Below are 13,667 nucleotides of genomic sequence, written 5' to 3' on the forward strand. Positions count from 1 at the left end.
TCGCGTGCCTGCTTATCTGAATTCGATCGGATAATTACCGGCCATGCAAATCGCCGCCGCCCTCGCCGCGCCGTTTCCGGGGCGCCTGATCGAGTCATGCCCGCCGGAACGGAACGCCCCGAGGACGAATGCGGCCACACCGGGGCGGTCCATCCGTTCAGGAGAGGGGCTGCCGCTGCTCCACGGTCATCCGATAACGGTGAGTGATCGTCGCGAGTTCGGCGGCCTTGTCGTGGCCGGACCGACCGGCGATGGCGCGCTCGGCGCCGTCCATGTTCCGGTTGGCGAGGATGATGGCGGTCGTGGCGGGGCGCCTGGCGGCTTCGTACCGCTCCAGGGCGGCTGCCACGTCCTCGCCTCGCACGAGTTCGGCGGCGAGCGTGGTGGCGTCGATGACGGCCTGCGAGGCGCCGTTCGCGCCGATGGGGTACATCAGGTGCGCGGCGTCGCCGAGCAGTGTCACCGCGCCCTCGCCCCAGTGCTGGAGAGGGTCGCGATCGACCATCGGATAGCGCAGGATGCGGGGGCTGCGAGCGAGCATGGCGGGGAGGTTCAGCCAGTCGAAGTCCCACTCGGCGAGGTGCGGCAGCACCTCTTCGATCAGTCCCGGGCGGTTCCATCCCGCGCCGTCGGACAGGCTCTTCGAGGGAGCGGCGACCATGCAGACCCAGTTCACCAACGCCTTGCCGCGCTCCGCGTGGCGCCTGGAGATCGGATAGGCGATCAGCCGGGTGGCCTGCTCGTCGTTGACCAGGATCATCGTGCGCCCGTCGAGGAACCCGTCCACCTCGGACAGGCCCCGCCACATGTCGACTCCCGCCGGAGACAGCGGAGCGCGGCCGGGGTGGAGCTGAGATCTGACCGAGGAGTGCATCCCGTCGGCGCCGACCAGCGCGGCGGCATCGAACTCGACCGTCCCGCCGGCCTCGTCGTACGCGAGGACGCGGACGCCGGAGGACGTGTGCCGGAAGCCGTCGACGCGGAGCCCGGTCCGCACCGCGTCGGGTCCGAGCCGGTCCTGGACGGCCGCGAGCAGGAGCATCTGCAGCTCACCGCGGTGGATGGAGTATTGGGGGTGCTCGTGACCCGCGGCGACGCCCCGGGGCTCGGTCCACAGAATGGCGCCCTTGTGGTCGAGGTAACGGTGCTCGCCGGTGCGGATGCCGGTGGCCGCCAGCGCCTCGCCGAGCCCGAGTTCGGTCAGCGCGCCGATCGCGGCCGGCTGGATGTTGATTCCCACTCCGAGCGGCTGAAGCTCGGCCGCGGCCTCCAGCACGACCGCGTCGATTCCCTTGGCGTGCAGGGCGAGCGCGGTGGCCAGCCCTCCTATCCCCGCGCCGGCGATCACGATGTCGGCGGTGTTGGCAGTCGTCATGGCGTCGCGCTCCCTGGGCCGGGCATGGCTACTCTTCGTCACCTTCACATGGGTGCCGCAGCGGCTGTGGTGAGGGCCGGGCCCCGGATACGAGCCCGCACGGGGGGGCGGGCGACGCTCCGTCCCGCCGATGCCGAGAGGCAGGACGGAGCGTGCCGTACCGGGGCCCGGGCCGCTTCTGGGTTCGCGCGGAGTGGCTGGTCAGGCGTGGTAGACGGAGACGACCTTGTAGGGCTGCGGCGCCGCCTTGGCGATCTCCGCCGCCCTCTTCGCGAAGACCTGCGCCTCGGGGTCGCCCGCGGTCGCCTTGATGTCGTCCGGGCTGCGCCACTGGGCGAGGTTCACGACCCGGGTGCCGTCCGCGCTGGCGAGAATGTTCACCGAGATGAAGCCGGGCCGGTGCCGCATGACCTTCTCGGCGCCCTCGTTCAGAATGCCGATTAGTTCCTGCTGCTGCGAGGGGTCGACGTCGAAGACGTTGATGAATGTTGCGACCTGATCGCCGACTCGAATCACTGTCTCACTCATGACTTCATCGTATCCGACAAAGAACCAATAGAGTCAAGCCTGTTTGTTAATTAATCGGAGTTTCGAACACGAGGATCTCTCGCCGAATATCTCGTGCGCAGAGCAGGAAATAGCGCTTATCGCAACTGGACACGCGCGTCCGGACGGCCCCTGGCCGCCCGGACGCTCCCGCTCGCCGCCCCGCGCGAGAGCGAGCCTGGCGTGATCCCGGTGAGTGGGTCCGGCGCGCGATGCCGCGCCGGCGTGCGCGCCGGACCCACCCGGAACCCGCCGGGTCCCGTCACGGACCCCGGCGGGTGTGCCCCTGCCGCCGGCCTCAGGCCGGCGTCAGCGAGGGGCTGGCGTGCAGGTCGAATCCCTCGTAGCCCGCCTCAGCCACTTCGCCGAGCTTGAGCCGGTACGACGCGAGCCCCGCGAAGTAGAACATGACCCTGTTCTTCTTGCCGGGGATGTTGGCGCCGAAGATCCACGACTTGACCTTGGGGAAGAGCGTGTAGTCCGCGAGCCGCCTGCAGGTCTCGGTCCACTCGTCCTCGGCGCTCCGGGTGGCCTCGATCACGGTCGTGCCGTTCTCCTCCGCCGTGCGGATCAGGTCGCCGATCCACTCGACCTGTGCCTCGATGCCGGGCGGGAGGTTGCTGAAGGCGCTGTTCGGGCCGAGGACCATGAACAGGTTGGGGAAGCCGTGGGTGGCGACGCCGAGGTAACTGGTGGGACCGTCCTCCCAGTGCTCCCCGATCGTCACGCCGCCCCGTCCGCGGATGTCCATCCGCTTGTAGCTGCCGTCCACGGCGTCGAAGCCCGTCGCGAAGACCAGGACGTCGAGCTCGTGCTCCACTCCGTCCTCGGTGATCACTCCCGAGGGGGTGATCTCCTTGATCGGGTTCTCCTTGATGCTGACCAGCGTGACGTTGTCGCGGTTGAAGATCTCGTAGTAGTCGGGGTTGCAGATGGGGCGCTTGGCGTAGAAGTCGGTCGGCATCAGCGTGCGCGCCGTCTCCGGGTCCTTCACGATCTCCCGGATCTTCGACCGGATGAACTCCGCGGCGGCCTCGTTGGCCGCCGGATCCGTCGCGATGTCGGAGAACGTGCCGAACATGAAGCGGAAGCCGTTCCCCTTGTCCCAGTACTCCTGGAACACGCGCCGGCGCTCCTCCTCGGAGACGCTCATGGCGGGGACGTCGCTCTCCTCGAAACCGCAGGCGACGCGGGAGCTGCGCACCTGCTCCCAGATGCGGTCGTAGCCGGCCCGCACCTCCGCGACGTACTCCTCGGTGACCGGGCCGTGGCCGGACGGTACGCAGTACTGCGCCGAGCGCTGGAACACCGTCAGATGCTCGGCCACCTTGGCGGCGGCGCAGGCGAACTGGGTGCCGGTGGATCCCGTGCCGACGACGCCGACGCGCTTGCCTTCGATCGTCAGGTCGTCGGGCCATGCGCCGGTGTGGACGATCCTGCCCTTGAAGCTGTCGCGGCCCTCGATCTCGGGGAGGTTCGCCGTCGACAGCGGCCCGAGCGCGGTGACGACGTACCGTGCGGTGAAGCTCTCACCGGTGTCGGTGCCGACGGTCCAGACGCCCCGCGACTCGTCGAACACCGCGCTTTCGATGCCGGTGTTCAGCTGGATGTCCTTGCCCAGGTCATGCTTCGCGACGACCGCCTCGAGGTAGGCGAGGAGCTCCCGCTGGGGGGTGTACGTGGTGGTCCAGTTCCACTCCTGGAGCATCTGCTTGTCGAAGGAGTAGCGGTAGACGAAGCCCTCGACGTCCGACATGGCGCCGGGGTAGCGGTTCCAGTACCACGTGCCGCCCACGCCACCGGCCCGGTCGAAGGCCCGGACCCGTAAGCCGAGCTCGTTGCGGAGCTTGTGCAGCATGTAGATTCCGGCGAAGCCGGCGCCGACGACGATCGCGTCGAAGTCGGTGTTTGTCGTGTCGGTCAAGGTTGCGCTCCTTCGCGTTTCCTGTCCCTGCGGGGAGGGGGTCACGGCTGCAGCCGTGAGATGTGCCAACCGGAGGGAGTCCGGTCGTAACGCAGCCGCCGGTGCAGCCGGTCGGCGTCCGCCGACCAGAACTCGACGGCGGCAGGCTCCAGGCGGTATCCGGCGAACCGCGCCGGGCGCGGCAAGGGGGTTCCGTACGACGACAGCCGCTCCGCCTCCGCCTTGAGCCGGGCGACGTCCTCCAGGGGTTCGCTCTGCCGGGAGACCGCCGACATCGCGTGCAGCGGCACCGGCCGGGCGTTCCACAGCCGTTCCGCCTCGGGCTCGGGGAGCATGACCACCGGACCCGAGAAGATCAGTTGGCGCGCGGTCTCGCGCCAGTACAGCAGGCCCGAGGCCCAGCCCGTCTCGGCGATCTCCCGGCCCTTCCGGCTCGTGCTGTGGCTGGTGAAGACCAGGCCCCGGTCTCCGACGTCGATGACGGCGACCATGCGGGTGGAGGTTCGGCCGGCCCGGTCGGCGGTCGCGAGGGCGAGGGCCAGCGGTTCGCGCACCCCGGCCTCCACCGCTCCGGCGATCCAGTGCCGCGCCAGATCCATCGGCTCGGCCGGCGGCGTGTCGTACTCGGGGAACGCCGGGTCGATGGCGCCGGTCAGACTCTCGAACCTGCTGCTCACTGTCGCCTCCGGAGCTGTGAGGGGTGGCGGGCGATCCGCGAGGCGCGGATCGCCGCTGGTCATGGACGGGGCCGCATGGGCGGGAGGGGGTGCGGCCCCGGCCGGACGGGCCGGTCCGCGGCGTTCAGGCGTAGATCACGCCGCGGGCGACGGTCACGGCCGAGCCGCCGACCCGCACGGATGTCACGTGCTCCGCGGCGCCGTCGGCGCGGGCCCGCATCAGCGAGGGCCGGCCCATCTCGACGCCCTGGTGGATGTCGATCCACTGACCGAATCCGATGCGCCCGTGACGGGCGAGGTGGACCGCCAGCGGGCCGGCCGCCGACCCGGTGGCCGCGTCCTCGGCCACGCCGTACGCGGGTGAGAACATCCGGCTGCGCCAGGTCGAGCCGGAACCGGCGAAGCAGTTGGTCGCCATGTCGGGGAAGGCGGCCAGCGCGCGCTGGTCCGGGTCGACCCGGGACAGCGCCGCCATGCTCTCCAGCCCGACGAAGACGTGCCGGGGTCCGTTGCGGTAGATCACGACCGGCAGCGTGGAGGAGGTCAGGCCGAGCGCGGCGAGCAGTTCCTCTGCACGGTCGAACTCCGCCCAGGTCGGGACCGGCTGCCCCATCTCGGCGGCGACGACCCTCCCGTTCACGCGCCGCAGCTCGAAGGCGATGACGCCCATCGCCGTCTCCAGGCTGAGCCGGTCGCCCCTGCGTCCCTCGCCCAGCGCGATGGCGGTGCCCAGGAGCGGATGCCCGGCGAACGGAAGCTCGTTCACCGGTGTGAAGATGCGGATGCGGGCGTCGCCCCCCTGCCGGGCCGGGAGAACGAAGGTGACCTCCGAGAGGTTCATCTCCCTGGCGATGCGCTGCATCCGGTCGTCGGAGAGGTCCTCGGCTTCGAAGAAGACGGCGACCGGATTGCCCTGCAGCGGCGTGTCGGTGAACGCGTCGACGACGACGTACGGACGCGCCCCCTCCAGTACGGACTGGCCAGCCATCGTCACGACAGCAGTCCTTTCATCAGCGAGCCCAGGATGCGCGGGCCGTTCTCGGTCAGCACCGACTCGGCGTGGAACTGGATCGAGGAGAAGCGCGGGCCGCGCAGCGCGTGCACCTCGCCGGTCGCCGGATCGCGGCAGACCTCCACCGCGCCGAGGCCGTCGATCTCGGCCCGGTCCGCCTCCGCCCGGGCGGCGAAGGTGTTGTAGAACCCGACGCGCTCCCGCACGCCGAACAGGCTGACCTCCTTCTGCACCCCCTGGTTGGGCACGTCGCGGCGCTGCAGCGCGAACCCGAGCCGCGCGGACAGAACCTGGTGGCTCAGGCAGACGGCCAGGAAGGGACGCCGCGCGGACAGGAGGGCGTCCGCGGCGGCCCGCAGGTAAGCGATCTTGGGGTGCGTGCCGTCGCGGGGGTCACCGGGGCCGGGCCCCAGCACGACGAGGTCGTACCCGTCCAGGGAGGGGGCGTCGTCGTGGCGCCGCACGGTCACCGACATGCCCAGGCTGCGCAACTGGTGGTCCAGCATCGAGGTGAAGGTGTCCTCGGCGTCGACGATGAGCGTCCGCACCCCGTCCAGCCGTGGACGGGCTGTGACCTCGGCGGACCCGCCCAGCCAGAAGCCGGCGATGTTCGCGTTGCGCCGCTCCAGCGCCTCGCGGACCTCCGGGCGGGTCCTGAGCCGGCCGCTGTCGCCGGTGTCGAGCGCCGCGAGCAGGCCGGCGGCCTTCGCCCGGGTCTCGGCGACCTCCGACATCGGGTCGGAGTGGCGCACGAGGGTGGCGCCGACGCCGATACGCGCCCTGCCGGCGCTGTCGATGTCGGCGGTCCGGATGAGGATGGAGGAGTCGAGGGTCTGCCGGCCGGCCTCGTCACGCCCGATGAGGGCGACGACCCCGCTGTAGTACCCCCGGCCGTGCGGCTCGTGCCGGTCGATGACCCGGCAGGCGTTCTCCACCGGGCTGCCGGTGACGGTCGGGGCGAACATCGTCTCGCGGAGGATGTCGCGCACGTCCCAGCCGGTGTCGCCCTCGATGAAGTACTCGGTGTGCGCGAGCCGTGCCATCTCCTTGAGCCTGGGGCCCGTCACGCGGACGCCGGGCTCGCAGATCCTGGCCATCATCTTGAGTTCCTCGTCCAGGACCATGTAGAGCTCGTCGGACTCCTTGCGGTCGGCGAGGAAGTCCATCACCCCGTGCAGGGACGGACCGGACGGCGGGTAGCGGTACGTGCCGCTGATCGGGTTCATGGTCGCGACGCCGTTCCGCAGCGTCACGTGCCGCTCCGGGGTGGCGCCCACGAACGTCCGCTCGCCGGTGTGGACCACGAAGGTCCAGTACGCGCCGGACTCGACCTCCAGCAGGCGCCGGAAGAAGGCCAGGGCGGAGCGCGGCGTGTAGTTCCCGATGTCGGCGACGAAGGACCTCTTGACGACGAAGTTCGCCCCCTCCCCCTCGCCTATCGCCTCCTTGACGACCCTGCGGACGATCTCGGCGTAGTCGTCGTCGCTCACGTCGAAGTGCCCGCCGGAGACGGCGAAGGGCAGGTCGGGGATCCGGTCCAGCGCCGCGGCGACCGGCAACCTGCCCTGCCGCGTCACCGTCATCGCGATGAGCGGGGCGCCGTCGTCGGCGCAGGCGAAGCCCCGCTCGCGGACCTGCCGGTAGGGGACGACCACGAGTGCGTGGTGGCGGCCGCCGGCCGCAGGCTCCCACTGCCCGGATGCACCGTGGTCAGGTGTACGGTGCCCGGAGCCGGGCAGCGGGATGTCCGCCAGCTCTCCCAGGTGCGCGACCTCGCCGATCAGCACGTCCAGAAGGCCCGGCCCGTTCGCCTCGGGCCGGTGCAGCAGCGCGAAGGCCGGCGCCCGGAGTTCCAGCACGGCGTCGAGCAGGTCGCCCCCACCGGTGTCCGGTCCGCTCACGAGAACACCTCCTTGGCCGTCAGGACGACCGCGCAGCGTTCGGCCGCGTACTCGACGGCCATCCGGTGGTAGTCGGCGGTGAAGTCGGCGACGGCGTCGGCGACCAGGAAGGTCTCCAGATCGTTGGTGAAGGCGTCGACGGCCGTCATCAACACCCCGACGTGGGCGTACACGCCGCAGACGACGAGCTGGTCGCGGCCGCTGCGCCGCATGCGCTCCAGCAGGTCGGAGCGGAAGAAAGCGCTGTAGCGCAGCTTGGTGAACGTCCAGTCCCCAGGTGCGGGGGCGAGTTCGTCGACGACGAGCCGGTCCTCGGGGGCACGGCGCATGCCCGGCCCCCAGAAGTCCTTGAGGAGCCCGCGTTGCTCCTCGCTCATGTCACCGGGCTGGGCCGTGTAGCCGACGGGGACGCCGAGCGCGACGCTCCGGTCACGCAGCAGCGCGATGTTCTGGACGAGTTCGTGCCTGGTCGCGTCGGGGAACGGCCTGACGAAGTAGCGCTGCATGTCGTGGATCAGGAGCACGGCACGAGCGGGGTCGGGCGTCCATCCGGCGGCGCTGGCAGGCAGGTCGCCCGCGGCCGGAAGAAGGTAGGGCTTGATTGCGGGTATGCCGGACATGGGAGTCCTTTCTGGATCCGTCGCGTCAGCCGCCCCAGGCCGAGATGACCGAGACCGCCTGCCAGAGGGTCAGCCGGGGGTCGCAGAAGCTGGTGTAGCGGTCGCCCACCTGGGCGAAGCCGCTCTCGTCGGCGACGCATTCGGTGACGTCGTCGGGTGTGATCTCCAGATGGAGGCCGCCGGGGACTCCGTCCGCGCTCTCGACCGCGGTCACGAACTCGCGGACCTCCCGTTGAAGGGTCGACACGACGCGGGTCTTGTGCCCCGACGGGGTGACCAGCGTGTTGCCGTGCATGGGGTCGCAGAGCCAGATGACCGGATGCCCCGCGGACCTGACGGCCTCGACGAGCGGCGGCAGGGCGTAGGCGACCTGGTCGGCGCCCATCCGGGAGATCAGAGTGAGCCTGCCGGGCTCGCGTTCTGGGTCGAGCCGCTCGCACAGGGCCAGCAGTTCGTCCTTGGTCATCTTCGGGCCCACCTTGCAGGCGACCGGGTTGGCGACCTCGGACAGCAGGACGACGTGCGCGCCGTCCACCTGCCGCGTCCGCTCGCCGATCCAGGGCCAGTGTGTGGAGCCGAGCATCAGCCTCCCCGACGCGTCCCTGCGGAGCATGGGGACCTCGTAGTCGAGGAGCAGCGCCTCGTGGCTGGTCCACACGGGCGGATCTATCGGGGACCGGACGGACGATCCGCGCCAGCCGAGGTGCTCCATGATGTCGCTGGCCGCCATGTATCCGGTGAGTATCCGCAGCGGATCGGGCTGCCTGCTCTCGGAGGTCGCCTCCGGGCCGTTGACCATGTGCCCCCGGAACGCCGGGAGGGTGAGGTCGCCGATCTTCTCCATGGGGCTGGAGCGCGGCTTGGAGAACTGGCCGCCGATACGACCGGCCCTCAGCACGGGCTTGTGTGTGATCATCTTGAGCGCGCCGGCCAGCACGTCCAGCGCCGCGGACTTGCGGCTCACGTGCTCGGGCGTGCACTCCTCGGGGTTCTCCGCGCAGTCCCCGGCCTGTACGACCAGGGAGTTCCCCGCGGCGACCTCCGCCAGGAGGGCACGCAGAGCGCGCACGTCCGCGGGCCGGACGAGCGAGGGCCGAGAGGCGAGCACTTCCTTGACGCGCTGAACCTGCGAGACATCGCTCCACTCCGGCTGCTGCAGCGCAGCGCTCAGCCGGATGGCGGGCATCACGTCATCCACGGTTCTCCATGGGGGTCGAGGCGCTCTGGGCGCCGTCGTCGTCGCCCGGGCGGGGACGGCTGGGGGTTGCCTGGCAGCTGCCGCGCGATCCGCGGCAGCTGCGGCCGGGACCTAGGTGGGGATTCCCTCACGCCTGATCTCGGGCACGGGGATGCTCAGCGCGCGCAGTTGCTCGAACGGGTTCATGAACTCGCGCTGGAGCTTGATCTTCCCGTTCTCCAGTTGGAAGGAGTGCAGGAAGTGGTTCCTGTAGTGGCCTTCGGGGTAGCCGGGGAAGCGGATGGCGCCTTCGCCGTCGCACTCCACCCAGAAGAAGTTGGGGTCGTCCGTCTCGAAGATCTGGACATGGGTCCAGACCCAGTCGGGGAAACACTTCAGCGACCAGACGGCGTGCTCGCCGAGGCGGTCACGGCCGCGGATCGCGATCGGCTGCCCGGTGTCGTTGGTCCACAGGCCGCCGACGCCGTCCTCGGTGAACAGCAGGTGCCGCCGCAGCCGATCCTCGCCCCTGGTGTTCATGTACTTCTCGACCGTCGCTCGGTTGATCTTCCGGAGTTCGATTTCCGCGGCGCTCCCCGGAAAGTGAGTCGTCTCTGACACGATGAACCTCCATCGAATACCGATTAATGGCGATATTTCACCCTGCTCTACCGCCAGGGGCGCCTCCGTCCATTTCTGGGCACACCGGGAAAGCCGTTTCCGGTCACGCAGGGAAACCGCCCGGCACCATGCTCGCCAGCCGTTTCCAGTCCTCTGATCTCTGGAGTACGACGGCGCGGATGAGCGGCACGCAATGGGATGGAACCGCCTCGGCGATCTCCTTCCACTGGGCCGGGCCCATCTCCGTGGCCAGGAGCATGCGCAGCAGCAGCCGCCCGGACTCGGTCGCCCGCAGAGACGGGTCACGCGCGAGCTTGCGCAGCACGGACGCCGTTTCCAGGCCGGCCTCCCCCGCCGCACGTCCCGGCGCCCTCGTCTCGCCTCTGGTCCGGCTCCTTCCACGCGGGCGCCGGGCCTCCCCCTCGCGCCGTACGGCCCGGGGCGCCGCGGCCCCGTCCCCGGCCGGCGTCGTGATGCTCCGCGGGCCGGCGCCGTCCACCTCCCTGTCGCGCAGCCGATCCGGGATCGGATCCTGTCCGCGGTCGAGCCGCTCGCGTACGTCCCGTACGGTGCCGACCGAGAGCCCGGTCTTCCTGGACAGCTCGCGGAGGGAGATCTCCGAGTTGGCCGCCAGCAAGGCGGCCGCGCTGCGACGCCCCTCGACGCTGCTGAGCGGCCTGGATCTCCCGTCCCGCCCGACGCGGCTGTACTGGTGTTGCCCCTGCCCGCCGATCCGCCGGCGCACCCCGGCCACGGTCTTGGCGCTCAGCCCCGTGCTCTCGGCCACCGCCCTGTCCGACCAGTGCGGATGGGAGGCGATGATGCGCCGGGCCGCCTCCTTCCGCTCGTCGAGCGTCAGCGGCAACCCGTGGCCGACGTTGAGCCGGACCGACAGGACGAACGCGTCGGCCTCGCTTCCGTCGAAGAACCGGACCGCGATCTCGTTCCTGCCCTTCAGCACGGCGGCGCGCAACCGGTGCATACCGTCGATGACACGCATCGTCGGCCGGTGCACGAGAAGCGGATCGAGGGCGCGATCCGTCTCCGCGAGCAACCGGACATGCGCCGGGTCCTCACGCCGCTTGCGCGGCGAAAGCGAGGACGTCAGGTCGCGAACGGCCACGATCTCCCACGGGAGACCGCGAAGATCCGCCACGTCGGGAAGGCGAGTTCCGAGTTCGCGATCGGCGTCGGCTGCGGTGTGAAGTGTCACTGCGGGACCTTTCCTATGAAGGAACGAGGGCAGGGGCGCTTTCTTCACAGGAGCTCAACTGCGGCTCAGCTTATGTTCCGGGTAATTGTGACGCCAGAGCGGAGAGGGTCCATTCATGGCAAGTTACCCATAAATTCGATATCGGTCCGCCTACTCAAGGAGGGGACCATGACACGCCGTTCACGCACCGCGATCACGGCATATCGCGGAAATGCGCCGGACGGCATGAATCGCCTACTTCACAGAGCAGTCACCCGACTCATGGGACGACCGTGCGGGTGAATCCGTACGAGCCTGAGCCCAAGGGGCCCGGACGATGCCGCAGGCCCCTGGCGCACACCTTTCAGCACCTCACCGGACACCGATTTCGGACGCCATCGTCGATTTTTCGGAACGGCGAGAAACTATGGGCGGTCGATACGAGGATAGTATGCACCTCGGGCGGCAACCGGCCGGTGCGCTTCACGACCGGAGAGGTCACCCTTCACGCGCCTCTCCGTCACGTTGGCTCGAACGAACCGGCGACAATAATCAGTACGGGCACTCACGTCTCCTTGTCAAACGTGCGTTCTTCCTCTCCCACCCATACGACGAACCGCAACGGTGAAAGGTGACCGATGAACGACCAGGCCCAATTGGCCGAGCACTTCGACCGATCCCGCGGGCATCTGCGGAGGGTCGCGTTCCGCATGCTGGGCAGCGCGGACGAGGCGGACGACGCGGTGCAGGAGACCTGGCTGCGCGCCTGCCGCGCCGACTCCGACTCCGTCGACAACCTGACCGCCTGGCTGACGACGATCACCGGACGGGTCTGTCTCGACATGCTGCGCTCACGCAGCCGTCGGCGTGAGGACTTCGCCGACCTGACCGAACTCGACATGCTGGCCCCCCACGAGGAGACGGCCGACCCCGCGGACGAGGCGGTGCGCGCCGACTCCGTCGGTCTCGCCCTGCTTGTGATTCTCGACACACTCGGCCCCGCCGAGCGCGCCGCCTTCGTGCTGCACGATCTGTTCGCCGTGCCGTTCGACGAGATCGCCGTGATCGTGGAGCGCTCGCCGTCCGCCGCGAAGAAGCTGGCGAGCCGCGCCCGGCGCCGGGTGCACGGCACGGCCGAGGTCCCCTCATCCGACCTGGCCAGGCAGCGTGAGGTGGTGGACGCCTTCCTCGCCGCCTCCCGGGCCGGCGACCTCGACGCCCTGCTGGCGGTGCTGGCTCCCGACGTCGTACGCCGGGCGGACGCCGTGGCTCTGCGCGGGCAGGCGAAGGTTCCGGCGGAGCTTCGGGGCGCGCGCGCCGTCGCCGAGGAGACGCGCGGCAACATCCGCAGGGCGCGCTTCGCCCGGCCCGCTCTCGTCAACGGCGCCGTGGGGGCGGTGGTCGCCCCGCGCGGACGCCTGCTGCTCGTCATCGAGATCGCCGTCGCCGGTGACCGCATCACCTCCATCGACGTCATCGGCGATCCCGCCCGTCTGGAAGAGATCAGGCTCGGTCTCTCCGACCTACCGTCGCCGCCGGCGGAGGCGTCGTCCGGAGCCCGTCGTCTTTCCGCTCAGGGTGTGTGAGACCGAAGACCGCCGGGAGGCATCGTGATCGTGAATCCACGGCTCGCCGTGCTCTACGTCGGCGACCAGAGCAGGACTCTGGAGTTCCTCACCGGGACGCTCGGCTTCGAGCTCGCGGCCGACGTCCCCCAGGGCGAGGGGCGGCGGTGGGTGGAGGTACGCCCGCCAGGTGCGCAGACCTGCGTGGCGCTCGCCGCCGTCGAGCCCGAGATCCTGGAGGCGCTCCACGCCCGTGCCGGACGGATGACCCACGGCTGGTTCGACTGCGACGACCTCGATGCCACCTGTGCGGACCTGCGCGCGCGGGGAGTGGAGATCATCGTTGCGCCGCAGGCCACCCCCTGGCGGGAGGGGGGCCGGTGGGCGCAGATACGCGGCCACGACGGCAACCTGTACGGGCTGACGGAGCGGGGCCGCTGATCCGCGGGCGTCACCGGGCGCGGGTGGTCAACTGTGTCTTTTCCCCAGTTGCACACCCCGCCCGCCCCGGTGGTGCGGCTCAGTGGCCGCCGCCCGCCCATCCGTAAGGGCGCACCTCGCAGCGCACCCGCGCCTTGGCCCTGGCGTCGATCCCGCGTACCTCCTCCTCGGTGTGCCCGGTCACCGCGGCGATGTCGGCGTACGCGAGCCCGAACCCGTGGTGCAGCAGGAACACCGTCCGCTCGTCCTGGTCCAGCATGCCGAGGACGGTCGACAGGGCCGCGGAGACCGACTCGGCCAGCTTCAGATCGGGCTCGCCCCGCAACGGCTCCGGCAGCCAGGGACCGATGTGCTCCTCGCCGTTGGCCTGGGCGACGCGCAGGCGCGTGAGCGCCAGCACGGTGACCAGCCGGATGAGCCCGTTCGGGAAACCCGCCGAGTAGTCGCCCTGCCCGGCCAGCCAGCGCTCCCGGGTCTCCTCGACCACGCGCGCGGCCTCCCCGCCGTCGCCGAGCATGCTGCGGGCCACCGCGTGGAGCAGCGCGGCGTGTTCCTCGAACGCCTGGAACGCGCAATGCGCTTCGGCCGGCCGATCCGGATTACGCTCCATGCGCCC

At 70.2% G+C, this 13,667-nt stretch carries 13 protein-coding genes; 2 read left to right on the forward strand and 11 right to left on the reverse strand.

What is annotated here, in order from left to right:
* Positions 1 to 157 precede the first annotated feature (157 nt).
* The 10 genes from ACQEVJ_RS32175 to ACQEVJ_RS32220 form a co-directional block, all read right to left on the reverse strand.
* Complete coding sequence (locus ACQEVJ_RS32175; RefSeq protein WP_433107587.1) at positions 158 to 1,375, reverse strand: flavin-dependent oxidoreductase; 1,218 nt, start codon at positions 1,373 to 1,375, stop codon at positions 158 to 160.
* A gap of 201 nt (positions 1,376 to 1,576) precedes the next feature.
* Complete coding sequence (locus ACQEVJ_RS32180) at positions 1,577 to 1,903, reverse strand: antibiotic biosynthesis monooxygenase family protein (protein ID WP_433107589.1); 327 nt, start codon at positions 1,901 to 1,903, stop codon at positions 1,577 to 1,579.
* A 316-nt stretch (positions 1,904 to 2,219) separates the two neighbouring features.
* Complete coding sequence (locus ACQEVJ_RS32185; RefSeq protein ID WP_433107591.1) at positions 2,220 to 3,845, reverse strand: flavin-containing monooxygenase; 1,626 nt, start codon at positions 3,843 to 3,845, stop codon at positions 2,220 to 2,222.
* Between the two features lie 41 nt (positions 3,846 to 3,886).
* Entirely contained in the window at positions 3,887 to 4,522 is a 636-nt protein-coding gene (gene phzG / locus ACQEVJ_RS32190) for a phenazine biosynthesis FMN-dependent oxidase PhzG (RefSeq protein ID WP_433107593.1), read from the reverse strand.
* A 124-nt stretch (positions 4,523 to 4,646) separates the two neighbouring features.
* Positions 4,647 to 5,510, reverse strand: a complete 864-nt coding sequence (locus tag ACQEVJ_RS32195) for a PhzF family phenazine biosynthesis protein (RefSeq protein ID WP_433113095.1) — start codon at positions 5,508 to 5,510, stop codon at positions 4,647 to 4,649.
* Between the two features lie 2 nt (positions 5,511 to 5,512).
* A complete protein-coding gene (locus ACQEVJ_RS32200; RefSeq protein ID WP_433107595.1) occupies positions 5,513 to 7,435 on the reverse strand; it encodes an anthranilate synthase family protein in 1,923 nt (640 codons plus the stop codon).
* The gene (locus tag ACQEVJ_RS32205; RefSeq protein WP_433107597.1) at positions 7,432 to 8,055 is read right to left on the reverse strand and encodes an isochorismatase family protein; all 624 of its coding nucleotides are present in this window, start codon (positions 8,053 to 8,055) and stop codon (positions 7,432 to 7,434) included. The genes ACQEVJ_RS32200 and ACQEVJ_RS32205 overlap by 4 nt, the downstream gene beginning before the upstream one ends.
* A gap of 25 nt (positions 8,056 to 8,080) precedes the next feature.
* Positions 8,081 to 9,253 carry a 3-deoxy-7-phosphoheptulonate synthase gene (locus tag ACQEVJ_RS32210; protein WP_433107599.1) on the reverse strand — a complete coding sequence of 391 codons (1,173 nt, stop codon included), beginning with the start codon at positions 9,251 to 9,253 and terminating at the stop codon, positions 8,081 to 8,083.
* Between the two features lie 111 nt (positions 9,254 to 9,364).
* A complete protein-coding gene (locus tag ACQEVJ_RS32215; protein ID WP_433107601.1) occupies positions 9,365 to 9,853 on the reverse strand; it encodes a PhzA/PhzB family protein in 489 nt (162 codons plus the stop codon).
* Positions 9,854 to 9,956: 103 nt separating this feature from the next.
* On the reverse strand, positions 9,957 to 11,009 hold the full coding sequence (locus tag ACQEVJ_RS32220) for a chromosome partitioning protein ParB (RefSeq protein WP_433107603.1): 1,053 nt from the start codon (positions 11,007 to 11,009) through the stop codon (positions 9,957 to 9,959).
* A gap of 674 nt (positions 11,010 to 11,683) precedes the next feature.
* On the opposite strand from ACQEVJ_RS32220, the gene ACQEVJ_RS32225 reads away from it, so the two are divergent.
* Positions 11,684 to 12,631 carry a sigma-70 family RNA polymerase sigma factor gene (locus ACQEVJ_RS32225; RefSeq protein WP_433107605.1) on the forward strand — a complete coding sequence of 316 codons (948 nt, stop codon included), beginning with the start codon at positions 11,684 to 11,686 and terminating at the stop codon, positions 12,629 to 12,631.
* 24 nt (positions 12,632 to 12,655) lie between these two features.
* Positions 12,656 to 13,051 (forward strand): VOC family protein, encoded by a 396-nt coding sequence (locus ACQEVJ_RS32230; RefSeq protein ID WP_433107607.1) that lies wholly within the window; start codon positions 12,656 to 12,658, stop codon positions 13,049 to 13,051.
* A gap of 79 nt (positions 13,052 to 13,130) precedes the next feature.
* Here the strand turns inward: ACQEVJ_RS32230 and ACQEVJ_RS32235 are convergent, their stop codons facing one another.
* Positions 13,131 to 13,661: a sigma factor-like helix-turn-helix DNA-binding protein gene (locus tag ACQEVJ_RS32235; RefSeq protein WP_433107609.1), complete on the reverse strand. Its 531-nt coding sequence runs from the start codon at positions 13,659 to 13,661 to the stop codon at positions 13,131 to 13,133.
* Positions 13,662 to 13,667: the final 6 nt, after the last annotated feature.

The organism is Microbispora sp. CA-102843, from assembly GCF_050936215.1.
In the GTDB taxonomy this organism is placed as follows: Bacteria; Actinomycetota; Actinomycetes; order Streptosporangiales; family Streptosporangiaceae; genus Microbispora.